Here is a 21645-nt window from a genome sequence, read left to right as displayed (position 1 = left end):
AGGTTGAATTCTGTAAAATATAAAACCTGTAATTGTAAATTTTTATAGTTTTTTATAGATTCTTATTTACTGTTATTCCCTCCGAACGAATGAGATGATATAGCTTAAGGATAATGAACTATTTGTCTTTGCACAAGTGGTAGTCAGTTTTCTAATTGTATTAAGGTGAGAATTAGTTTCAATTTTTTAATTTTATCTATTATACTTAATATAATGATTAATAAGATTTAAATTCAATGCGAAGGGGATGCTTTGGGGAAGATGTTAAGAAGTTTACGTTTAAAAATTGCGGTAGTATTTTCGGTACTTATTTCTATGATGTTCGTAATATTGGGTACAGCTATGTATCAATTACAGAAAGAGAAGGAAGTGCGCTCCTTAGACCAGTATTCTCAAAATACGATGGATCTTGTGACAGAGCAACTTACAACATTTGTTCAAAGAACGGATGAAGATATGGGGTATTATGCGAACAGTGAGATGATTCGTAATATGCTTCAAGATGGAGTTACTCCAGAAGAGGAAGCATTTTTGACGAAAGAGTTTTCGGAGTATAAAAAGAATCATCCTGGCATTTTAGACTTATATATTGGTACGAAAGATAAAAAAACATTAAGTGCCAACCTTGCTGAAGGTGGACAAGTGCCAGAAGGATATGACCCAACGACAAGACCTTGGTATAAAGACTCAGAAGCTGATGTGAAAAAGGTTCACTGGGGACAACCTATGTATGAAATTGCAACAGGGAAGTTAAGTGTGGGAGTTTCTAAAGCAATTACAGCTCAAGATGGATCTGTATTAGGTGTTGTGGCGATGGATGTATCGCTCGGAACAATTCAGAAATTACTTCATAATATTCAATACAATAACGGCGGAGAAATGTTTATTATAAATGATAAAAATATGGCTCTTGTTTACCCGGAAAAGATAGGGAAAGATGTTTCGAAAGAGCCGCTTGTGCAGAGTTTAAATAAAGATGTAACAAAATATGCTGTCACTACATTAAAAGGTGAAGAGGTAGTTGCATATAGTCAGTCATTTGATTTGATGAAATGGAAGATAGGCATTTTTTATCCGAAAGAAACAATTGATGGGCTATTAAATAGTACGAGAAATACAGTCATTATAATGGCATGTATTAGCTTATTCGTTGGAATCGTAGCTTCATACTTGTTTTCACGAAGATTAGCAAGACCGCTGCAACTATTAACGAATCACGTTCAAAAAGTAGCAGAAGGTGATTTAACGTTGCAAATGAAAGTGACAAGTAAGGATGAAGTTGGAGAACTGACGAACCATTTTAATCATATGGTTGAGCAAATGAATGAAATGGTAAGTAAAATTAAAAATAGTGTATCAACCGTGCAACAATCAACGAGTAATCTACATTATTTAACGAATGAGACTGTAGCAGCTAGTAGAGAAGTGTCAGGTGCAATGGATGACGTGAGCGGAGGAGCTTCTACGCTTGCTAATAGTGTAGATGAAGTTTCAGAACAGCTCGAGAATATGGCGCAGTCAGTGGAACAAATGAATAACTCTGTTGGTGAAATAAAAGGGGTGGCTGGCAAAGCGGAAGAGGCATCTAAGCAAGGGCTAAATACGATGCGTAATTTAGTTCGTACAAGGGGGCAATCATCTTCAATTGTTGTTCATACAGAGGAAGCATCCGGAAAGTTAGAACAAAGAGTTGGCTCGATTCAAAATGTGGTAGAGCTTATAAAGGGGATTTCGGATCAAACGAATTTACTTGCTTTAAATGCTTCAATCGAGGCGGCACGTGCGGGCGAACAAGGTAAAGGTTTTGCTGTTGTTGCTGAAGAAGTTCGAAAATTAGCGGAACAATCAAAAGAAGCAACAGTAGAAATTGCGACGATGATTGGTGATGTACAAGTAGAGGTAAGAAGAGTTGTAGAAGTTGTAAGTAAATTGAAAGACATTGCGGATATACAAAATAATGTTACGACAGAAGCAGAGGCGGAATTCCGTACCATTATGTCAGTTGTAAATACGATTAGTACTTCAGTGGAACAAATTGTAGAAGAGGTACATAACATCGGTCACGAGCAAGGAGAAATTACAGCGGTCATGCATACAATTGCTGGTACGAGTCAAGAAAGCGCAGCGGTTTCGGAAGAGGTAAATGCTGCAACTGAATCACAAGTGAATCATCTAGAAAAGGTAGCTCATACGATGGAAAGCTTGACGGAGCATATGAGAGACTTAGAAAGATTAGTTGAGCAGTTTAAAATAGAGGAATAACAAATTAGTAAAATGATGCGTATTTCGGTAAAATAGACAATGGATATATAAGAAGCAAGTATAGGAGGAAGGCTACTATGGCAATTGTTGACGTATCGATTATTCCAGTAGGAACAGGTAATCCAAGTGTGAGTGAATATGTAGCAGAAGTACAAAAGGTGCTAGAGAAAAACTCAGATCGTGTGAAGTATCAATTAACACCAATGAATACAATTATTGAAGGAGATCTTCCTGTCATTCTAGAAGTAATTCAACAAATGCATGAAGTTCCATATGCGAAAGGTGCGCAGCGCGTTGCAACAACAATTCGTATCGATGATCGTCGTGATAAAGTAAGCACAATGGAGAAGAAATTAAACTCTGTTCGATCAAAATTATAAAGAAAAGCAGCGATCTTCGCTGCTTTTTTCATATAGGAGGTAGATAAGATGAGTGAAAAATTTAACGAACAATTTGACGGGTTGTTAGAGAAATACACGGAACTATTACTTGGAGAGAGCAATGAAGAGAGAAAAGAACAGGTACAGAAGTGGGCACTGTATTCTTACATAGCGAAGACGATGCCGGCTTTAGTGAAGCATTGGAATGAGACGTATCCCGATGCGAAAGAAGAGATGGTGCAGTTAATTACACATATTAAAAGGCTGAATGAAGAGAAGAGAAATGAGCAATAAAAAAACTTGAGGTAAATATAATCTCAAGTTTTCTGTATTAATATCCTCATATAATTTACATGGAATATAAAGGGTTTTATAGGCATGTCGAATATTTTCGGCATGCCTATTTTGTGCCTATTAAACTCTATTTTTCTAAATGTCGAAAAATATTTCAGACATATTTATAAGCGAGAATATAGGTTTTTAAATGTTTTTATAGTATTTTATAAATTATCTAAATAATTATTTGTATCCAATAATTTTAAACAATGATATAATTTCGAAGAGGGGTAAAAAACAGATAAATTAAGTCATAGGGGTGAATTACATGGAACAATTAATGCGAAATTCGTTTCTTTTCTTATCTAAAAATAAAGCGCTAACAAAACTGGCTAAAAAGTACGGTTTACGCTTTGGCGCAGGTCGCTTTGTCGCAGGGGAGACAATTGAATTAGCGACAGCAGCTATTAAACAATTAAACAAGCAAGGACTTTGCGTAACAATCGATTATTTAGGGGAATTCGTTGATAATGAAGCGGAAGCAAATGAAATGGCTAACCAATCGATTGAAGCAATCCGTGCAATTGGAAGAGAAGGTCTTGATTCGCAACTTTCTTTAAAGATGACTTCTATGGGGCTAGATATCTCTGATGAAATCGTAATGAACAATATGCGCCGCATTTTAGAAGCTGCAAAAGAAAATGGTGTGTTCGTTACAATTGATATGGAAGATTATACACGCTGCGGAAAGACAATTGATATCTTTAAACAGTTAAAGTCTGAGTACGATAATATTGGTACTGTTATTCAAGCTTACCTATATCGTACAGAAAAAGATATTGAAGACTTAAATGCTTATAATCCTAATTTACGTCTTGTAAAAGGGGCTTATAAAGAACCTGAAGAAGTGGCGTTCCCGGACAAGAAAGATGTAGATGACAATTATAAAAAGATTATTAAAATGCACTTATTAAATGGAAATTATACTGCAATTGCTTCACATGACGAAGCGATTATTGAATATACGAAAAAACTTGCCGAAGAACACAACATTCCAAGGGATCAATTTGAATTCCAGATGTTATATGGTATTCGTAATGAGCGTCAACTTGAGCTAGTAAAAGAAGGTTACAAAATGCGTGTTTACGTACCTTATGGAAACGACTGGTATGGCTACTTCATGCGTCGTCTAGCAGAGCGTCCAGCAAACGTTGCGTTCGTATTAAAAGGTATGGTTAAAAAATAACCAAGGAGAAAATACTCCTTGGTTATTTTAATTGCTGAAATGCGTAATGTGCCATTTTCTTCGTATCAGGATACAGTTGCTTGCGAGTAGAAGATAATACAACATTAATGACGCGTTTACCGTCTTTCTCATCCACTGTTACGACTGTATATTTTCCGAGTGCTGATAGACCGCTTTTACTTCCAATTGCATATGGATCGTCATATAGTTCTTCCCGTCCATAGTTTGCGATGTTTGGAGAGCGTTCTGAAGTATGTAGAGTTGTACGCGTTGAATTCATATATTCTAAAACAACTGGGTATTTTAATGCTTCTTTCGTAATTATAGCAATGTCATATGGTGATACTTTGTTTCCTAGTGCATCAGCACCACTTGCGTTTTTGAAAGTCGCATGCTTTGTACCGAGTTCCTTCGCTCTAGCATTCATCATTTTTACAAATTCATTTTTTGATCCTGCAATATGTTCTGCGATGGATTCAGCTATTGGGTCTGCACTAATGATAAGCATCAGTTTTAATGCCTCATCACGTTTTAACTTTTCCCCAGCACGAAGTTTAATTTTCTTACTTTGACTTTCTGTTTTAATTGCGTTTTCTGTAACTGTAATTTCCTCATCCTCTTTTACATTCTCTAGTAAAAGAAGGGTTGTCATCATTTTGGCTATACTAGCCGGATAAGAGCGTTCGTCTTCTCGTTTTCCATACAAAATTTCACCTGTGTCTGCATCGATTGTAATCCCGTATTGCCCAGTGATGCTAGGTTGATCGGCTCTTACAGCTTGTTGTCTTTGTGCATAAGAGAAGAAAATCATCCCTGTAAATAGTGTGGCAATCATTACAATCATAACTATTGTTCGTTTCATTATAATTCCCTCATTTGTTACAAATAAATTGGGCAGAAAAAGTAGCCATTACCCATTATGCCACGTTCTCTGCCCAAAAATATAGCGTTATTTTTCGCCCATATTATGCTTCTTATATTGTTGGTTATTACCTTGACGTCCTTTTTCCACGCCTCGATCAGTTGGGCCAGCGTTTCCTGTCACACTTGCTGCGCTAATTCCAGCCTTTGAAGGGTTCTTCTTAAGTTTTGCCATATATATTCCTCCAGTTTCGTCAGATTATAAAAAGGGAAAGTGTATTTTAGTGAAGAAAATACATATATAGCATGGGCAAATAAAAGAAAAATATTTATTTCAGAAAATTTTATCAATAAATATATTGCGAAAATTTAAACAGTATCATATATTTATTAGTAGAGGCTCACTCATTGATTGCGACTTATGTCGAAAAATTGAATGAGCATTCATTCAAGAATAGGGGGAGAATTGGATGTTCCAAATTAAAAAGGCTGCTGTTCTAGGGTCAGGCGTAATGGGTTCAGGAATTGCGGCACACTTAGCTAATATTGGTATTCCGACATTATTGCTTGATATTGTACCACCTGCGCTTACGAAAGAAGAAGAAGCGAAGGGACTTACATTAGAACATAAAAGTGTGAGAAATCGTTTTAGTAATACGGCACTACAAAAACTATTAAAGCAAAAACCAGCTCCTCTGACAGTGAAAGGAAATTTAGCACTGATTGAAGCAGGTAACTTAGAAGATGACCTTGAGCGTCTAGCTGATGTAGATTGGATTATTGAAGTAGTAGTTGAAAACTTAGATATTAAAAAGAAACTATTTGAAAAAGTAGATGCTGTTCGTAAACCGGGTTCTATCGTAAGTTCTAATACGTCAGGCATTTCAGTTGAAAAAATGGCAGAAGGTCGTTCAGACGACTTCCAGAAACACTTCTTAGGCACACACTTTTTTAACCCACCACGATATTTAAAACTTCTAGAGGTAATACCGACGAAAGAAACTGATCCACAAGTATTAAGCTTCATGAAATTATTTGGCGAAGACGTTCTTGGAAAAGGCGTTGTTATCGCGAAAGACACACCAAACTTTATTGGAAACCGCATCGGTACGTACGGTTTATTAGTAACTCTTCAAGAGATGGTAAAACGCGGCTATAGCATTGGGGAAGTTGATTCAGTAACAGGCCCACTTATTGGTCGTCCGAAGAGTGCAACGTTCCGTACATTAGATGTTGTCGGATTAGATACATTCGTACACGTTGCAAATAACGTATATGAAAACGTACAAGAAGAAGAGCGCGATGTATTTAAAGTACCAGCTTTCATGCATGACATGCTTGATAAAAAATGGCTTGGAAGCAAAACAGGTCAAGGCTTCTTCTTAAAACAAGGAAAAGAAATTTTAGAATTAAATCCAGAAACGATGGAGTACGAAGCTCGTAAAAAATTAAAAGCTGCATCGATCGAGTTAAGTAAACAAGAAAAAGGTTTATCGAATAAATTGAAAGCGCTTGTATATGCGAAAGACCGCGCAGGAGAGTTGTTATGGAATATCATCACACCGACTCTTTTATACTCTGCAAAACTTCATAAAGAAATTGCTGACGATATCGTTGCAATTGACCAAGCGATGAAGTGGGGCTTCGGCTGGGAGCAAGGACCGTTTGAAGTTTGGGATGCAATCGGCGTTGAAAAGTCCGTTCAAAAGATGGAAGAAAACGGCGTAGTTGTTCCGGCTTGGGTGAAAGAAATGTTAGAGAAAGGTTTCACTACTTTCTACAAACATGATAACGGAGATAGCTACTATTACGATAATGGCGAATATAAGCTAATTGAGCGTAATAAAAAAGCAATTTCTCTTAAGCAATTAAAAGCGAAAAATGGCGTATTAAAGAAAAATAGCGGAGCGAGCTTAATTGATTTAGGCGACGGCATCCTTTGCTTAGAATTCCATTCGAAGAGCAATGCAATCGGCATGGATATTACGCAAATGATTAACTACGCTGTTGATGAAGTAGAAAAGAATTATAAAGGTCTTGTTATCGGTAACCAATCGAAGAACTTCTGCGTTGGTGCGAATCTAGCAATGATCTTAATGGAAGCACAAGACGACAACTACTTTGAAATTGAGTGGGTTGTGAAAAACTTCCAAGATGCGATGATGAAAATTAAATACTCTTCTAAGCCAGTTGTAGCAGCGCCATATGGTATGACGCTTGGCGGAGGTACAGAAGTTTGCTTACCAGCAGCGAGCATTCAAGCTTCTAGTGAAACGTATATGGGCTTAGTAGAAGTTGGTGTTGGCTTAATCCCTGGCGGAGGCGGTAATAAAGAGCTATACATTAAACACTTAAATAAAATGGCAAACGGCGTAGAATTTGACTTGCAAAAAGTTGCAAATAAAGTGTTCGAAACAGTCGCAATGGCGAAAGTTTCAACTTCAGGACAAGAAGCGGTTTCTCATAACTTCTTAGGTGATAAAGACGGTATTAGTGTGAATGGTGATCACTTACTATACGATGCAAAACAGAAAGCACTTGCTTTATATGAAGCTGGTTATAAAGCACCGATTCGTAAAAAGATACCGGTTGTTGGTGAAACAGGATATGCAACTCTTGCACTTGGTGCAGAAGCAATGCATTTATCTGGCTACATTTCAGAGTACGATCTTCATATTGCGAAGAAACTTGCATATGTCATCGCAGGCGGAAAAGTGCCGTACGGAACAGAAGTTGATGAGCAGTATTTATTAGATGTAGAACGTGAAGCATTTATTAGCTTAGTAAGTGAGATGAAATCACAAGCAAGAATGCAGCACATGCTTGTAAAAGGAAAGCCATTACGTAACTAATAACGAGGGGAGATATCGTTCATGAGAGAAGCTGTCATTGTTGCGGGAGCAAGAACACCAATTGGAAAAGCAAAGAGGGGTTCATTAAAAACAGTTCGTCCTGACGATCTAGGGGCGTTAGTAGTAAAGGAAACGTTAAAGCGTGCGAATTATGAAGGACCAATCGATGATTTAATTTTCGGTTGTGCGATGCCAGAAGCAGAGCAAGGTTTAAATATGGCTCGTAATATCGGCGGATTAGCAGGACTTTCTTACGATGTTCCAGCTATTACAATTAACCGTTACTGTTCTTCAGGTTTACAAAGTATCGCTTACGGAGCAGAGCGCATTATGCTTGGTCACTCGGAAGCGGTATTATCAGGCGGAGCGGAATCAATGAGTTTAGTTCCGATGATGGGACACGTTGTTCGTCCGAATAGTCGCCTTGTAGAAGCAGCTCCAGAATATTATATGGGTATGGGACATACAGCAGAGCAAGTTGCTGTGAAATATGGAATTTCTCGTGAAGAGCAAGATGCATTTGCAGTAAGAAGTCATCAACGTGCTGCGAAAGCATTAGCTGCAGGAAAGTTTGCTGATGAAACAGTATCTGTAGATGTAACGTTACGTACTGTTGGAGCAAATAACAAACTGCAAGAAGAAACAATTACTTTTGCGCAAGACGAAGGTGTAAGAGCAGAGACGACGCTAGATATTTTAGGTAAATTACGTCCAGCATTTAACGTTCGCGGTTCTGTAACAGCTGGTAACTCTTCACAAATGAGTGACGGCGCAGCATCTGTACTATTAATGGATCGTGAAAAAGCAGTGAGCGATGGTATGAAGCCACTTGCGAAATTCCGTTCATTTGCAGTAGCTGGCGTACCACCAGAAGTAATGGGAATCGGCCCAATCGCTGCCATTCCAAAAGCGTTAAAATTAGCTGGCTTAGAGCTATCTGATATTGGCTTATTCGAACTAAATGAAGCATTCGCTTCTCAATCGATCCAAGTTATTCGTGAACTTGGTTTAGATGAAGAAAAAGTAAACGTAAACGGCGGTGCAATCGCACTTGGACATCCACTTGGCTGTACAGGAGCAAAACTAACACTATCTCTTATTCACGAAATGAAACGCCGCAACGAACAATTCGGTATCGTAACAATGTGTATCGGCGGCGGAATGGGAGCAGCGGGAGTGTTTGAATTACTATAAAAAAGTGCAGGTGGCTTGCTCAGAACAGGAGGGCGTTGGAAGCCCTGACGAAGAGGCGCTTTTTGCCTCACAGGAAGGGGTGAAACGACCAACTGTTCTAGCCACTGGAACTGGATTATGAAAAAAAGTGGAAGCGGCTTGCTCAGAATGTGAGGGGGATGGAGCTTCAGACGTAGAGGCGCTCTTTGCCTCGCAGGAAGAAGCGAAGCCACCGAACATTCTAGCCGCTGGAACTGGATTAAAAAAAGTGGAAGCGGCTCGTTCACAACGAGACGCCGACAATGCAAAGAATGGAAGCAACAAAGGTTTATAAAAAATAAACGGGAGAGCTAGCTTCTTTCGAAATGAAAGAAGCGGCTTATGAAAATATGAAGGAGGAAATTTTCATGGAAAAAACAGTAGGAAATGCGGTTAAAGGCGGTAGCTTTTTAGTAGATGAGATTACAATTGATCAAGTGTTTACGCCAGAAGATTTTTCATCTGAGCATAAAATGATTGCAAAAACAACAGAGGACTTTATCGTAAATGAAGTTCTTCCAGAGCTTGAATATTTAGAGCAACATGAGTTTGATCGTTCTGTTCGTCTTTTAAAAGAAGCTGGGGAACTTGGTTTATTAGGCGCTGACGTACCAGAAGAGTACGGCGGAATTGGTCTTGATAAAGTAAGCTCAGCGTTAATCGCAGAGAAATTCTCTCGCGCTGGTGGTTTTGCAATTACTCACGGTGCTCACGTAGGTATCGGATCTTTACCAATCGTGTTATTCGGTAACGAAGAGCAAAAGAAAAAGTATTTACCATTACTTGCAACTGGTGAAAAATTAGCTGCATACGCATTAACAGAGCCAGGTTCAGGATCTGACGCATTAGGTGCAAAAACAACGGCACGTTTAAATGCAGAAGGTACACATTACGTATTAAATGGTGAAAAACAGTGGATTACAAACTCTGCATTCGCTGACGTATTTATCGTATACGCAAAAATTGATGGAGAGCACTTCTCAGCATTTATCGTAGAGAAAGACTACGCTGGTGTATCTACAAGCCCAGAAGAAAAGAAAATGGGTATTAAATGTTCTTCAACTCGTACGTTAATTTTAGAAGATGCGTTAGTACCGAAAGAAAACTTACTTGGTGAAATCGGTAAAGGTCATATTATCGCATTCAACATTTTAAATATTGGTCGTTATAAATTAGGTGTTGGTACAGTTGGATCTGCGAAACGTGCAGTAGAAATTTCAGCACAATATGCAAACCAACGTCAACAGTTCAAACAACCAATCGCTCGCTTCCCATTAATTCAAGAGAAACTTGCGAATATGGCAGCAAAAACATATGCAGCTGAAAGCTCTGTATATCGTACAGTAGGCTTATTCGAAAGCCGAATGAGCACATTATCTGAAGAAGAAGTAAAAGACGGTAAAGCAGTAGCAGCTTCTATCGCTGAATATGCAATCGAGTGCTCTTTAAACAAAGTATTCGGTTCTGAAGTACTAGACTATACAGTAGATGAAGGTGTTCAAATTCACGGTGGTTACGGATTTATGGCAGAGTACGAGATTGAAAGAATGTATCGCGATTCTCGTATTAACCGTATTTTCGAAGGAACGAATGAAATTAACCGCCTAATCGTACCAGGTACGTTCTTACGTAAAGCGATGAAAGGTGAATTACCACTTCTTCAAAAAGCACAAAAATTACAAGAAGAGTTAATGATGATGATGCCAGAAGAAGTAGGCGATGAGCCATTAGCACTTCAAAAATATTTAGTAAATAACGCGAAGAAAATCGGCTTAATGGTAGCTGGATTAGCTGCTCAAAAATACGGTAAAGCATTAGATAAAGAGCAAGAAATTCTTGTGAATATCGCTGACATCGTAAGCAACTTATACGCAATGGAATCAGCTGTTCTTCGTACAGAAAAAGCCATTAAAACAACTGGTCTTGAAAAGAATAAACAAAAAGTGTTATACACTGAAGTATTCTGCCAAGAAGCATTTAACGAAATCGAAGCAGATGCGAAAGAAACACTTATCGCAGTTGAAAACGGCGACATGCTACGCATGATGTTATCATCATTACGTAAATTAACTCGCCACACACCACTTAACGTAATTCCGAAGAAACGTGAAATTGCTGCGAAAATTTTAGAAGATGAGCGTTATACAGTTTAATACCTTTAAAGAACAGTAGTCGTTTATACGGCTACTGTTCTTTTTTCTGAAAAAATGAAATTTTTAGTGGCATAAAACTAATACCATTAGTATAATAAAACTAACGGTATTAGTTTTCGTGAAGAGGGAGATGGGAATATGAGAATGATGCATGAAAAAACGGTATATCAATTGTCATTTTTGCCAAGAGTGTTTCCTGTGAATTGTTACTTTGTGGAGGAAGAAGATGGTTTAACTTTAATTGATGCTGCTTTACCATATAGCGCAAAAGGGATTTTACAGGCGGCTGAGAAAATAGGAAAACCAATTACTAAGATTGTATTAACACATGCGCATGATGATCACATCGGTGCATTAGACGCATTAAAGGAAGTAATTCCTCATGTTCCAGTCTATATTTCTAAGAGGGACGCAAAGCTGTTAGAAGGGGATACGACGTTACAAAAGGATGAACCAAATACGCCAATAAAAGGCGGTGTACCTAAAAAGATAAAAACGGTACCTGATATTTTATTAGAAGATGGTGACCGAGTTGGATCGCTTCTTGCGATTAGGACACCGGGACATACACCGGGCTCCATGTCGTTTCTTGATATAAGAAATAAAGCTCTTATTGTTGGGGATGCATTTCAAACAAGAGGAGGTACGGCTGTTTCGGGACAAATGAAATTTTGGTTTCCGTTTCCTGCAATGGCAACGTGGAGTAAAGAAATATCATTACAAAGTGCAGAGAAGTTAAGAGAATATGAGCCGTCCTTGCTTGCGGCAGGGCATGGAAAAATGATAAACGATCCAGGGGCTTTCATAGAGCTTGCTATTAAGGAAGCGAAGCGAAATATAGAAAGTAGAAAAGAGGGTTAATTTATGTCACCGAGAATCGGACTTACATTACAGAAAATTGTAGAAACAGCAGCAGAAATTGCAGATACAAATGGAATACAAGAAGTAACGTTAGCTTCATTAGCGCAAACATTAGGGGTACGTTCACCTTCGCTATACAATCATGTGAAAGGTTTACAAGATGTACGGAAACATCTTGGTATTTACGGAATCAAGCAGCTGTATAACAAACTGGAAGAAGCGGCCGAGGGTAAACGGATGGATGAAGCAATTCATGCTTTAGGAGAAGCGTATGTAGCATTCGTACGTAAACACCCTGGACTGTATGAAGCAACCTTTTTACGAGATGAAGAAGTAAGAAAAGCAGGTGACGGGATTGTAAAGCTTTGTCTTCAAGTTTTACAACAGTACGGCTTAGAAGGAGAGAATGCACTTCATGCGACACGTGGATTCAGAAGTATTTGTCATGGATTTGCGTCGATTGAACAGCAGGGCGGATTTGGTTTGCCGTTAGATTTAGATATAAGTTTACATGTATTGTTGGAAACGTTTATTAAAGGATTACATGTAATGCGAAAATGAATAAGAAGAAAGAAAACATCTGATTATGCTTTTGTACAGTAAGTTGCGGTTTGTTGGAGGCACATGACAAAAGGATGTGATGTGAAATGTTTGCAGGGCATTTTGGCTTAGCGGCAGTAGTAAAAGCCAAATCACCTAAACTACCAATTTGGGCTCTTATGGTAAGCTCACAATTGTTGGATGTCATTTTTTTGCCACTTTATATTTTAGGAGTAGAGACAATTGAACCTATTAACAGGAATAGTTATGGTGAAGCAATCATTCATGCGGATTACACACACTCTTTAATAGGAGCACTGTTTATTGCTTTTGTTGCAGGAATAGTCGGTACGAGGCTGTGGGGAAAGCGAAATGGCTTTGTTATTGGAGCTGTAGTTTTTAGTCATTGGATTTTAGATTTACTTGTGCACCGTGCTGATTTGCCGTTACTTCCAGGGAATTTTGGAGACTTACCTATGCTTGGGTTTGGTTTGTGGCGATTTCCGGCTATTAGTATCATATCGGAATGTATTCTTATTGCGATAGGTGGTATATTATATTTCCGTTTTATTGTTTCAAGTGCGGGCGAACAAAAGAAATTTATAGCAAGAATAACCGGCGGGTTGGTAGTTATATTATTAATTTTTTCGTTGCTTATCAGTATAGTGTCTTGAATATGGATAGCCGGAAACCTTAGAAGCGATTCTAAGGTTTTTTAGTGCATATGATTCGAAAAGAATGGTAGGTGGGGGTGGATGGATTAAAGTTTCATTTTATTGATGTTAAAAATAATTTACATCATGTTAAAAATAAATTACAATTGAAATATAGAAAATAATGTAAAAAGGAGAGGTTATGAAACAGAGTGGAATTTTACAAAATAATCTCGTTGTACTTAGAGCGGAAAAACGCTGGTCACAAACTGATTTAGCGAACAAAGCTGGGGTAAGTAGACAAACGATTGCCTCAATTGAAGCAAATCGTTACAATCCATCTTTAATTTTAGCTTTTGAAATTGCACATATTTTAGGTAAGGAGTTTCATGAAGTTTTTCAATATAAAATAGAGGGGGAAACGGAATGAGCATTGTAATAGGGATCATAATCTCAGTAGCAGGACTAATAGGTGTTTTATATGCAACACGTTTTCAGAAGAATGAGGGGGAAGACGAAAGAGGTGAGCATATTACAGGAAATGCTGCTAAAATTTCATTATTTGTATTTTTATTTCTATATTTAGTTATCTTTTTAATTGGGAATCTATATTCGTTAACAGGCGAACAGTATAAATTAGCAAATGCATGTTTATTAGCAGGAGTACTTTGTTCTTATGCTTTAACTATTGTAGTTTTGAAAAGAAGATATTAGATGAGAAAGAGCCTCTAGTGGTTTAGAGGCTCTTTCTTGTTAAATGATATTATTTTGCAGGTTTGAAAAATGTGTATATGGCTAAGAAAAAGCAAACGAAACTGAATACGATAGGATCTTGATATGGACTAGGCTCAGAGCCCTTCTGGATTTCTGTAAGGAAGTCATGTGTTTTCATGTTTATTGCTCCTTTAACTAATAAGTTTTATATGATGCGAGGTTTATGGTGAATAGGAAGTGTTTTTTGAAATTTCATACAATAATTATTGCATAGCAATTCTATTCCTAAAACTATAAAATATAAAGTTTTTATAATATGTAAAATTGCATATTATTCTTTTTGTAAAATTTGTTATATTATCTTTATATTTAAATTAAAGGATTTTAATGATATAAATGAGAATAACTGGAGGGATACTGTGAGTAAAACAGTGTTAGAAGCGTATAGTGCAGAAAGAAAAATAGAGAATATAACATATAAAAATCTATTTGTAATGATAGCAATGATTATAGGGATTTCACTCCTAGGAGGACTATTCCTTGGTTTAGCCTTTGGGATTTATGGAGAAGAAGCGTTAAGTACTAAATTAGAAGGATATTATTTGCTCTTATTCGATGCATCTGTTGTTGTTATCGTTTTATTAGCTTATAAACCAGTTCTTCATTTTATTAAATCTATTTGGGATTTATCTGTTTTGAAGAGTTGGAAGACATATTTATATCTATTAATTGGCTTTATTGTCATTGCATTATCACAATATTTAATGTTACATGTGTTTAGTTTTGAAAGTGCAGCAGAACAAAAGGAACAATTAGGGAGTTTAGGACTTCGAAATAGCATACAAAGTATTATATATGTGTTAAGTGTTGCTATCATTACACCGGTTAAAGAAGAAATTCTATTTCGAGGTATTTTATATCGATTTTTAGAAAAGAGATATAATTTTTTAGTTAGTATCATGATTTCTTCCTTCGTTTTTGGAATTCTTCATGGAGGTCTTCTAATTACGGCAACGATTATGGGAATGGTATTTGCAATGTTATACAAAAAGACACAATCTATTATACCTAGTATTATTTTACATATTGTATGGAACTTACTTGTGAGTATAAGTATGATTGTATCTCTATAAAAATAAATACATAACCAGTATAAAAGATGAATGGCTTAGCTATTCATCTTTTATTTTGTATGCACGTGAAAAAGTTAATTTATGTATACAATCAAAAAATAGCTAAATACTAACAGTGAACGAACAAAGAAAGGTAGGAGTATTCTATGCAAAACTTAACAGAGCTTGAAGTAGAAAACTTACGTCATTTAATTGGTGGACACGCAACAATTATTAACAAGTTAGAGCAGTATGCACAAACGTGTACAGATCCACAATTGAAACAAATGCTACAAAAAGATGCGCAAGATGCACGAAATACGAAGCAACAATTAATGACTTTTCTAGGATAGGAGGAAGCAGAACATGAATGAAAAAGATATGGTAAATGATTATTTAGCAGGATTAAATGCAAGTTTAACAAGTTATGCAAATTATATTGCTCAGTCTGATAATGAACAGTTACACCAAACGTTAATTCAAATTCGTAATCAGGATGAGATGCGTCAACGTAATATGTATGAGTATGCAAAGCAAAAGAGTTATTACAAGCCAGCAGCACCTGCGAATCCAATGATTGTACAACAATTAAAAAGTCAATTAAGTGCGGAATAACAGAAAAAAGAAAACGAGCGAATCTATTCGCTCGTTTTCTTTTTGTATATGTCAATAAATACATAATAAATATTTTTCCAGTTGTAACAAATATGACGAAAATGGAATATAACAATTCACAAAAAGGACAAAAACTTTGCTCAATATTTCACAAAGTATCCATGGTTTCTATCGTGGGAACCTCTATAATTAGGAGTGTAAGGAACAAAAGAAATAGATTATATGATCAATTAGGAGAGATTGCTATGAAAAGACATACAAGAAAAATTGCAATTATCGGTACTGGATTAGTTGGATCAAGTTGTGCATATTCCATTGTCAATCAAGGCATTTGCGAAGAGCTATTATTAATTGATATAAATCATGAACGTGCAGTTGGGGAAGCAATGGATTTATCACACTGCATTAACTTTACAAATACAAGAACAAAAGTATATGCAGGAAGTTATGAAGACTGCAAAGATATGGACATTGTTATTATTACAGCAGGACCAGCACCAAAACCAGGGCAAAGTCGCTTAGATACTTTAGGAGCAAGCGCAAAGATTATGGAAAGTGTTGTTGGCGGCGTAATGGAAAGTGGATTTGATGGTATTTTCTTACTTGCATCAAACCCAGTTGATATTATTACATATCAAGTGTGGAAATTATCTGGATTACCTAGAAATCGTGTGATCGGTACTGGTACATCACTAGATTCTTCTCGCTTACGAACAATTTTATCTGAAATGTTACATGTAGATCCTCGTAGTATTCACGGGTATTCATTAGGGGAACATGGTGATTCTCAAATGGTTGCTTGGTCACACGTAACTGTTGGTGGAAAACCAATTCTGCAAATCTTAGAAGAACAAAAAGAACGATTTGGTGAAATAGATTTAGATGAAATCGTTGAGAAGACTGCAAAAGCCGGATGGGAAATTTATAAACGAAAAGGTACTACTTATTACGGAATCGGAAACTCTCTAGCATATATTGCAAACTCAATCTTTAACGATGATCACCGTGTAATTGCTGTATCAGCTATTTTAGATGGTGAGTATGGTGAATATGATATTTGTACAGGAGTGCCAGCTATTATTACTAGAGATGGTATAAGAGAAATTGTAGAACTAAATTTAACAGAGGATGAAGAATCTCGATTCGCAAAATCAAACGACATTTTACGTGATTATATGAAAACAATTGGCTACTAACTTATAGGAGAAGGTGAAACAAATGAAGGAATATATAATGTCTCGTGTATTTAAAGCATCAGCTGGAATCGCACAAGGTATTTTCGTATCCCTTGGAATTGGTTTACTAATCGAAAATATAGGAAGAATTGTTGATATTCCGTTGCTTATTACAATCGGAGTTGTTGCAAAATCACTTATGGCACCAGCCATTGGTGCCGGAATTGCTTTTATGCTCGGTGCAAATGGCCTTGTAATCTTCTCGGCTATGGTAGCTGGAGCGATTGGTGCCGGATCCATTTCAATTACTGAAGCAGGTCTAATTATTAAAACAGGTGAGCCAATCGGTGCATTATTAACAGCGACTTTAGCTGTATATATTGGTAAACGTTTAAGTGGAAAAACTGCGTTAGATATGATGCTCGTTCCATTTGCGGCAATATTAGGTTCTGGTTTAGTCGGCATTTGGTTATCTCATAATATTACTCCTGTTTTAAATGCAGTTGGAGCATTCATTAAAGATAGTTCAGCTGGTAGCCCGTTCATCGCTTCTATCGTCATTGCAGTCGTTTGGGGATTATTACTTATCTCTCCAGCTTCATCAGCTGCGTTAGCGATCGCACTTAGCTTAGACGGTGTTGCAGGTGGTGCTGCTCTTGCAGGCTGCGTTGCTCAGTTTATCGGATTCTCTGTCATCTCTGCGAAAGAAAATAATTTAGGTGGCATATTAGCTCAAGCTCTTTGTACTCCGAAAGTACAGTTGCCAAATATCACTAAAAATCCAATGATTCTCGTCCCAACTGTCGTCGCCAGTGCGATAGTTGGTCCAGTATCCGCATTAATTTTCCAACTGGAAGCAGGAAAAGAAATTGCAGGTCTTGGATTAAGTTCTCTTATCGCACCAATTAATTTAATTTCCAGCGAAGGATGGGAAGTTGTCCCAGCGATGGTAATCACTTATATCGTCATTCCAGTAGCTGTTTCTTATATACTTTACATTGCTCTTAAAAAAGCAGGCCGTATTCACTCTGGTGATATGACTGTACCGCAATCTTAACTTGAAAATCTCCTTTTATATAGAGAAAAGCAGACTGAGAAGCCACAGTCTGCTTTTTACATTTTATGATTTTGTTTTACTGGAACACGTACGGTTTCTTTTGCTAATAAAAGCTGAACGCCGAAGTAGAGTATGCTTGCAAGAGTCATTCCAGAAATGGCGTCTACAAATGCATGTTGCTTCGTAAATAGCGTTGATAAAATAATAAGCGTACCGAAGAAGGTAAGGATGTAATATTCAAAAGCATGCTGTTCTCTACGTTTAAAGGCAGCTAGCATAATGACAAATGTAGTAAGAACATGAATGCTAGGGAAACAATTTACCGGTTGATCGATACTATAAATATAGCGGACTAGTTCGGAAAATACGTCTGTTCCAACGACGGTTGGACGTGGTACAGTTGTCTGCCAAAAATAATAAATGGAAAAACAAGCAAGTTTTCCAAGAATGATACTACTTAAAGTGACATAATATTGTTTTCGATCTGCAAAGCAGTAATAAATAAGTGCGCCGTATAAGTAAGGAAACCAAAGTAAATAAGGAATAATAAATGCTTTCACAAATGGAATCCAATCATCTACTACAGTTGTGACATCTACTGCGTGTACAGTCGATTTATTTAATACATCGTAAAGGGGACTTACGAGTACGAGTAGAAGTATATAACTTAACGGAAGAAAAGATGAAAGTTTAAATTTCTTCATGATAATCTCCTATGTTTAGTAATGTAAGTAAATTCAATTGATTATAATATAGAAACGCAATTTGGGCTATCGATTTTGCTTACATTTTCTTGAATTCACCTTACGTTTTTGTCACTTGACTGAAAAGAAGGGGAGGGTGCTAAATGAAGCGTTTATCGTATTTCTTAGTTTTTATATTCATATGCCTAGCGAGTGCTGGGTGTGCAAAGGATAAAGAAGGAGAGAAATTAGAATATAACGGAAGAGCACTCGTAATTGGAGTTGTTGGAGAAAAACCGAAAGATACGTTTAGGAATGTAAAGTTTGAGGAAATAAAGTTAGAGGAACTGGAAAAGAAATCTAAGGAAGTAGATGGTTTTCTAATAATGAAAGATCACTTTCAAGAAGCCTCAACAGAGCAATATAAAAATGTATTTTCATCACTAAAGAAACCAGTGTTTTTTATCGGTTTACAAGATAAATCGTATTCGATTTTTATTACAAAAGGGATAGAGTATAACAGTGCCCGAAAAGATGTAAATGCTATGTACACGCAAGGGTTTGCAAATATCGGAAGTGGTGAAGGACAACAATGGGCAGTTGGTTTATCAAATGGTGGAAATACTGAAGAAAGTATTCATAATATGTATATCGTTGTATTTCAAACAATTGCAGATTATTTGAATAGATGAGGAAGAAGCCTGTAAACGAGGCTTCTTATTTTTTTAATCAAACGTTTGTTTAAGAGGTATGTTCGGTAGGAAGAAACTGATGTAGCTAAAGGGTGAACAAGGGAAAATAGGAATTTAATCAAACGTTTGTTTAACATATATGTTCGGTAGAAAGAAAACGATGTAGCTAAAAGAGTGAACAAAGAAAAATAGGGAGTTAATCAAACGTTTGTTTAACATATATGTTCGATACAGAATGAGAGGAAAATCTAAAAAAATATATATTTATTTTTTCTTAACAAATGGCGGAAAAATAAGAAAAATTCGCAGGATTATTAAAAATTATCACGAAATAAGTAAAAGTTTAGCGAATAATGGTTTGAAATAATAAAACGTTTTCTATATGATAAAGGTAAAGGTTAGTAAAAAAGTAGGTGAATTTATGACAGTAACATTTTATTCATATCCAAAGTGTGGCACATGTCAAAAAGCAAAGAAATGGTTTGAGGCAAACGATGTAGCATATGAGATGATTCATATTGTTGAAAATCCACCATCAAAAGAAGATTTACGTAATTTACATGAAAAAAGTGAATTACCATTAAAAAAATTCTTTAATACAAGTGGAATGCGTTACCGTGAACTTGGTCTGAAAGATAAGTTGAAAGATGCAAGCGAAGACGAAATGTACGAGCTTTTAGCATCTGATGGCATGTTGATTAAACGTCCAATTGTAACAGATGGAACGAAGGTAACACTTGGTTTTAACGAAGAGCAGTTTGAAAGTGTGTGGAAAAAGTACCAATAAGGTATTTTTACATAATTAATACATTCACTGGAGGTACAGTCATGAGCATTCCAAATAATTTACGTTACTCTGAAGAACACGAATGGGTAAAAACTGAAGGTAATGAAGTTGTTATCGGTATTACTCACTTTGCACAAAGTGAGCTAGGCGATATCGTATTCGTTGAACTTCCAGAAGTAGGTGCAACAATCGAAGCTGACGAGCCATTCGGAAGCGTAGAATCTGTTAAAACAGTTTCTGAATTATACGCACCTGTAAGCGGTAAAGTTGTAGCAGTAAACGAAGAATTAAGTGACCAACCAGAACTTGTTAACGAATCTCCATACGAGGGTGCATGGATGGTTAAAGTTGAACTTTCTGATGCAAGCCAAGTTGAAAAGTTATTAACTGCTGAAAAATATGCAGAAATGACAAACCAAGACTAATTATAGTCGACTGAAGGACAGCCTTTGTGCTGTCCTTTTTTATTTTGTGTTACATAATGCATTTAAAAACGAGCGCAAATGAATAAGCTATTATAGGAATGAATGTTTTTCGATAAGGTTTCATGGGGCTTTGTAATCTGAACGAGCCGCTTGCGCTTTTCTTTGTCCAGCTCCAGCGGCTAGATTGTTCGGTGGCTTCGCTTCTTCCTGCAAGGCAAAAAGCGCCTTTACGTCAGAAGCTCCATCCCCCTCGCAATCTGAACGAGCCGCTTGCGCTTTTCTTTTGCAAAAATAAACAGGAAACAACATGAAAATAACGAATATACTATATACTAAGTTAAAGGTTGTATAGTATATGGTGATCGGGTGATGACATATGATTTATGTAGAAAAAGTCATTATTGTAGAAGGTACATCAGATAGAAGAAAGATTGAATCTATTATTCGTGAACCGGTGGAAATTGTTTGTACAAATGGTACAATTGGTTTGTCGAAAATGGATGAGCTCGTTGATCAGTTTTTTGATAAGGAAGTGTATGTGCTAGTGGATGCTGATGATGCTGGAGAAAAGTTAAGGAAACAGTTTCGAAAAGAATTTCCGCAAGCAGAGCATATTTATATTGATCGCTCGTACCGGGAAGTGGCAACAGCGCCATCTTCACACTTAGCAAATGTATTATGGGGAGCTGACATTGACGTTTATACAGAATATTTACGGTAAGGAATGATAGAAGTGATTGACTGGACAGGAGCCGAAGCTACAGCCCTAATAGAGAATGAAGAAAAAACAGTGTTATATGTATATACTCCAATGTGTGGAACATGCCAATTAGCAAAAAAGATGTTAACAGTCGTTGAGATGACAATTGAAGATCTCAAAATTGGAATGTTAGATTTAAATTATGCTCCGCATTTCGCGAAAGAGTATGGAATTGAAAGTGTGCCTTGTTTACTTGTTTTTGAAAATGGGACACTCATGAAGAAGATATATGCATTTCATTCGGTTGAATATTTATATACGGAATTAAAGTAGGCGGCAAAGTTTTTGCCGCCTCGACATATTTCTTGGGAAATATGTCGAGATGCAGG

At 36.8% G+C, this 21645-nt stretch carries 27 protein-coding genes; 23 read left to right on the top strand and 4 right to left on the bottom strand.

What is annotated here, in order from left to right:
- Nucleotides 1-261: 261 nt before the first annotated feature.
- From FH036_RS22475 to FH036_RS22460, 4 genes are all read left to right on the top strand, one after another.
- Entirely contained in the window at nt 262-2262 is a 2001-nt protein-coding gene (locus tag FH036_RS22475; RefSeq protein ID WP_014481782.1) for a methyl-accepting chemotaxis protein, read from the top strand.
- A gap of 77 nt (nt 2263-2339) precedes the next feature.
- Nucleotides 2340-2642 (top strand): MTH1187 family thiamine-binding protein, encoded by a 303-nt coding sequence (locus FH036_RS22470; protein ID WP_001018866.1) that lies wholly within the window; start codon nt 2340-2342, stop codon nt 2640-2642.
- 48 nt (nt 2643-2690) lie between these two features.
- Nucleotides 2691-2936: a YusU family protein gene (locus FH036_RS22465; RefSeq protein WP_001290596.1), complete on the top strand. Its 246-nt coding sequence runs from the start codon at nt 2691-2693 to the stop codon at nt 2934-2936.
- A gap of 310 nt (nt 2937-3246) precedes the next feature.
- Nucleotides 3247-4164, top strand: a complete 918-nt coding sequence (locus FH036_RS22460; RefSeq protein WP_000436772.1) for a proline dehydrogenase family protein — start codon at nt 3247-3249, stop codon at nt 4162-4164.
- 22 nt (nt 4165-4186) lie between these two features.
- On the opposite strand, the gene FH036_RS22455 is transcribed toward FH036_RS22460, so the two are convergent.
- Together FH036_RS22455 and FH036_RS22450 are read right to left on the bottom strand one after the other, a co-directional pair.
- Entirely contained in the window at nt 4187-5026 is an 840-nt protein-coding gene (locus tag FH036_RS22455) for a D-alanyl-D-alanine carboxypeptidase family protein (RefSeq protein ID WP_070807103.1), read from the bottom strand.
- 87 nt (nt 5027-5113) lie between these two features.
- Nucleotides 5114-5260 (bottom strand): YuzL family protein, encoded by a 147-nt coding sequence (locus tag FH036_RS22450; RefSeq protein ID WP_001096347.1) that lies wholly within the window; start codon nt 5258-5260, stop codon nt 5114-5116.
- Between the two features lie 235 nt (nt 5261-5495).
- On the opposite strand from FH036_RS22450, the gene FH036_RS22445 reads away from it, so the two are divergent.
- From FH036_RS22445 to FH036_RS22380, 14 genes are all read left to right on the top strand, one after another.
- Entirely contained in the window at nt 5496-7877 is a 2382-nt protein-coding gene (locus FH036_RS22445; RefSeq protein WP_000486344.1) for a 3-hydroxyacyl-CoA dehydrogenase/enoyl-CoA hydratase family protein, read from the top strand.
- A gap of 21 nt (nt 7878-7898) precedes the next feature.
- Complete coding sequence (locus tag FH036_RS22440; RefSeq protein WP_046946678.1) at nt 7899-9071, top strand: acetyl-CoA C-acetyltransferase; 1173 nt, start codon at nt 7899-7901, stop codon at nt 9069-9071.
- Nucleotides 9072-9198: 127 nt separating this feature from the next.
- On the top strand, nt 9199-9384 hold the full coding sequence (locus FH036_RS22435; RefSeq protein WP_000386909.1) for a hypothetical protein: 186 nt from the start codon (nt 9199-9201) through the stop codon (nt 9382-9384).
- A 73-nt stretch (nt 9385-9457) separates the two neighbouring features.
- Nucleotides 9458-11242, top strand: a complete 1785-nt coding sequence (locus FH036_RS22430) for an acyl-CoA dehydrogenase family protein (RefSeq protein ID WP_000416278.1) — start codon at nt 9458-9460, stop codon at nt 11240-11242.
- A gap of 138 nt (nt 11243-11380) precedes the next feature.
- Nucleotides 11381-12103, top strand: a complete 723-nt coding sequence (locus tag FH036_RS22425) for an MBL fold metallo-hydrolase (protein ID WP_001242586.1) — start codon at nt 11381-11383, stop codon at nt 12101-12103.
- A 3-nt stretch (nt 12104-12106) separates the two neighbouring features.
- Nucleotides 12107-12664, top strand: coding sequence for a TetR/AcrR family transcriptional regulator (locus tag FH036_RS22420; RefSeq protein ID WP_074606434.1), 558 nt, complete (start codon nt 12107-12109; stop codon nt 12662-12664).
- Between the two features lie 86 nt (nt 12665-12750).
- Nucleotides 12751-13317, top strand: a complete 567-nt coding sequence (locus FH036_RS22415) for a hypothetical protein (protein WP_000457311.1) — start codon at nt 12751-12753, stop codon at nt 13315-13317.
- Nucleotides 13318-13498: 181 nt separating this feature from the next.
- Nucleotides 13499-13726, top strand: a complete 228-nt coding sequence (locus FH036_RS22410; protein WP_000813828.1) for a helix-turn-helix transcriptional regulator — start codon at nt 13499-13501, stop codon at nt 13724-13726.
- Nucleotides 13723-14010, top strand: a complete 288-nt coding sequence (locus FH036_RS22405) for a DUF2178 domain-containing protein (protein WP_000029285.1) — start codon at nt 13723-13725, stop codon at nt 14008-14010. The genes FH036_RS22410 and FH036_RS22405 overlap by 4 nt, the downstream gene beginning before the upstream one ends.
- 419 nt (nt 14011-14429) lie before the next feature.
- Complete coding sequence (locus FH036_RS22400) at nt 14430-15143, top strand: CPBP family intramembrane glutamic endopeptidase (protein WP_000048025.1); 714 nt, start codon at nt 14430-14432, stop codon at nt 15141-15143.
- Between the two features lie 146 nt (nt 15144-15289).
- Complete coding sequence (locus tag FH036_RS22395) at nt 15290-15475, top strand: hypothetical protein (RefSeq protein ID WP_001180555.1); 186 nt, start codon at nt 15290-15292, stop codon at nt 15473-15475.
- A 13-nt stretch (nt 15476-15488) separates the two neighbouring features.
- A complete protein-coding gene (locus FH036_RS22390) occupies nt 15489-15737 on the top strand; it encodes a spore coat protein (protein ID WP_001002987.1) in 249 nt (82 codons plus the stop codon).
- Nucleotides 15738-15982: 245 nt separating this feature from the next.
- Nucleotides 15983-16933 carry an L-lactate dehydrogenase gene (locus FH036_RS22385; protein WP_000820657.1) on the top strand — a complete coding sequence of 317 codons (951 nt, stop codon included), beginning with the start codon at nt 15983-15985 and terminating at the stop codon, nt 16931-16933.
- 22 nt (nt 16934-16955) lie between these two features.
- A complete protein-coding gene (locus FH036_RS22380) occupies nt 16956-17969 on the top strand; it encodes a PTS sugar transporter subunit IIC (RefSeq protein ID WP_000666170.1) in 1014 nt (337 codons plus the stop codon).
- A gap of 56 nt (nt 17970-18025) precedes the next feature.
- Here the strand turns inward: FH036_RS22380 and FH036_RS22375 are convergent, their stop codons facing one another.
- Nucleotides 18026-18673, bottom strand: coding sequence for a phosphatase PAP2 family protein (locus tag FH036_RS22375; protein WP_000713766.1), 648 nt, complete (start codon nt 18671-18673; stop codon nt 18026-18028).
- A 143-nt stretch (nt 18674-18816) separates the two neighbouring features.
- On the opposite strand from FH036_RS22375, the gene FH036_RS22370 reads away from it, so the two are divergent.
- The 3 genes from FH036_RS22370 (at nt 18817) to gcvH (ending at nt 20556) form a co-directional block, all read left to right on the top strand.
- Nucleotides 18817-19344, top strand: a complete 528-nt coding sequence (locus FH036_RS22370) for a hypothetical protein (protein ID WP_000826890.1) — start codon at nt 18817-18819, stop codon at nt 19342-19344.
- A 421-nt stretch (nt 19345-19765) separates the two neighbouring features.
- Nucleotides 19766-20131, top strand: coding sequence for an arsenate reductase family protein (locus FH036_RS22365; protein ID WP_000218967.1), 366 nt, complete (start codon nt 19766-19768; stop codon nt 20129-20131).
- Nucleotides 20132-20172: 41 nt separating this feature from the next.
- Nucleotides 20173-20556, top strand: coding sequence for a glycine cleavage system protein GcvH (gene gcvH / locus FH036_RS22360; RefSeq protein WP_000026900.1), 384 nt, complete (start codon nt 20173-20175; stop codon nt 20554-20556).
- A 120-nt stretch (nt 20557-20676) separates the two neighbouring features.
- Here gcvH and FH036_RS27235 read toward each other — a convergent pair whose 3' ends face one another.
- A complete protein-coding gene (locus tag FH036_RS27235; RefSeq protein WP_014481781.1) occupies nt 20677-20865 on the bottom strand; it encodes a hypothetical protein in 189 nt (62 codons plus the stop codon).
- 67 nt (nt 20866-20932) lie between these two features.
- Between FH036_RS27235 and FH036_RS22355 the strand changes: the two genes are divergently transcribed.
- Together FH036_RS22355 and FH036_RS22350 are read left to right on the top strand one after the other, a co-directional pair.
- Nucleotides 20933-21277 carry a toprim domain-containing protein gene (locus FH036_RS22355; protein ID WP_000640869.1) on the top strand — a complete coding sequence of 115 codons (345 nt, stop codon included), beginning with the start codon at nt 20933-20935 and terminating at the stop codon, nt 21275-21277.
- A 3-nt stretch (nt 21278-21280) separates the two neighbouring features.
- Entirely contained in the window at nt 21281-21589 is a 309-nt protein-coding gene (locus FH036_RS22350; protein WP_001998544.1) for a thioredoxin family protein, read from the top strand.
- Nucleotides 21590-21645 lie beyond the last annotated feature (56 nt).

The organism is Bacillus sp. CD3-5 (assembly GCF_006349665.1).
Lineage (GTDB): Bacteria > Bacillota > Bacilli > Bacillales > Bacillaceae_G > Bacillus_A > Bacillus_A paranthracis.
Note: the sequence above shows the minus strand (reverse complement) of the source record. Positions and strands in the feature narration are given on the sequence as shown.

Bases quoted from the DNA above. Each gene is read 5' to 3' on its own strand.
- FH036_RS22475 (WP_014481782.1), top strand. From the start codon at position 262: ATGTTAAGAAGTTTACGTTTAAAAATTGCGGTAGTATTTTCGGTACTT.
- FH036_RS22470 (WP_001018866.1), top strand. From the start codon at position 2,340: ATGGCAATTGTTGACGTATCGATTATTCCAGTAGGAACAGGTAATCCA.
- FH036_RS22465 (WP_001290596.1), top strand. From the start codon at position 2,691: ATGAGTGAAAAATTTAACGAACAATTTGACGGGTTGTTAGAGAAATAC.
- FH036_RS22460 (WP_000436772.1), top strand. From the start codon at position 3,247: ATGGAACAATTAATGCGAAATTCGTTTCTTTTCTTATCTAAAAATAAA.
- FH036_RS22455 (WP_070807103.1), bottom strand. From the start codon at position 5,026: ATGAAACGAACAATAGTTATGATTGTAATGATTGCCACACTATTTACA.
- FH036_RS22450 (WP_001096347.1), bottom strand. From the start codon at position 5,260: ATGGCAAAACTTAAGAAGAACCCTTCAAAGGCTGGAATTAGCGCAGCA.
- FH036_RS22445 (WP_000486344.1), top strand. From the start codon at position 5,496: ATGTTCCAAATTAAAAAGGCTGCTGTTCTAGGGTCAGGCGTAATGGGT.
- FH036_RS22440 (WP_046946678.1), top strand. From the start codon at position 7,899: ATGAGAGAAGCTGTCATTGTTGCGGGAGCAAGAACACCAATTGGAAAA.
- FH036_RS22430 (WP_000416278.1), top strand. From the start codon at position 9,458: ATGGAAAAAACAGTAGGAAATGCGGTTAAAGGCGGTAGCTTTTTAGTA.
- FH036_RS22425 (WP_001242586.1), top strand. From the start codon at position 11,381: ATGAGAATGATGCATGAAAAAACGGTATATCAATTGTCATTTTTGCCA.
- FH036_RS22420 (WP_074606434.1), top strand. From the start codon at position 12,107: ATGTCACCGAGAATCGGACTTACATTACAGAAAATTGTAGAAACAGCA.
- FH036_RS22415 (WP_000457311.1), top strand. From the start codon at position 12,751: ATGTTTGCAGGGCATTTTGGCTTAGCGGCAGTAGTAAAAGCCAAATCA.
- FH036_RS22410 (WP_000813828.1), top strand. From the start codon at position 13,499: ATGAAACAGAGTGGAATTTTACAAAATAATCTCGTTGTACTTAGAGCG.
- FH036_RS22405 (WP_000029285.1), top strand. From the start codon at position 13,723: ATGAGCATTGTAATAGGGATCATAATCTCAGTAGCAGGACTAATAGGT.
- FH036_RS22395 (WP_001180555.1), top strand. From the start codon at position 15,290: ATGCAAAACTTAACAGAGCTTGAAGTAGAAAACTTACGTCATTTAATT.
- FH036_RS22390 (WP_001002987.1), top strand. From the start codon at position 15,489: ATGAATGAAAAAGATATGGTAAATGATTATTTAGCAGGATTAAATGCA.
- FH036_RS22385 (WP_000820657.1), top strand. From the start codon at position 15,983: ATGAAAAGACATACAAGAAAAATTGCAATTATCGGTACTGGATTAGTT.
- FH036_RS22380 (WP_000666170.1), top strand. From the start codon at position 16,956: ATGAAGGAATATATAATGTCTCGTGTATTTAAAGCATCAGCTGGAATC.
- FH036_RS22375 (WP_000713766.1), bottom strand. From the start codon at position 18,673: ATGAAGAAATTTAAACTTTCATCTTTTCTTCCGTTAAGTTATATACTT.
- FH036_RS22370 (WP_000826890.1), top strand. From the start codon at position 18,817: ATGAAGCGTTTATCGTATTTCTTAGTTTTTATATTCATATGCCTAGCG.
- FH036_RS22365 (WP_000218967.1), top strand. From the start codon at position 19,766: ATGACAGTAACATTTTATTCATATCCAAAGTGTGGCACATGTCAAAAA.
- gcvH (WP_000026900.1), top strand. From the start codon at position 20,173: ATGAGCATTCCAAATAATTTACGTTACTCTGAAGAACACGAATGGGTA.
- FH036_RS27235 (WP_014481781.1), bottom strand. From the start codon at position 20,865: ATGTTGTTTCCTGTTTATTTTTGCAAAAGAAAAGCGCAAGCGGCTCGT.
- FH036_RS22355 (WP_000640869.1), top strand. From the start codon at position 20,933: ATGATTTATGTAGAAAAAGTCATTATTGTAGAAGGTACATCAGATAGA.
- FH036_RS22350 (WP_001998544.1), top strand. From the start codon at position 21,281: ATGATAGAAGTGATTGACTGGACAGGAGCCGAAGCTACAGCCCTAATA.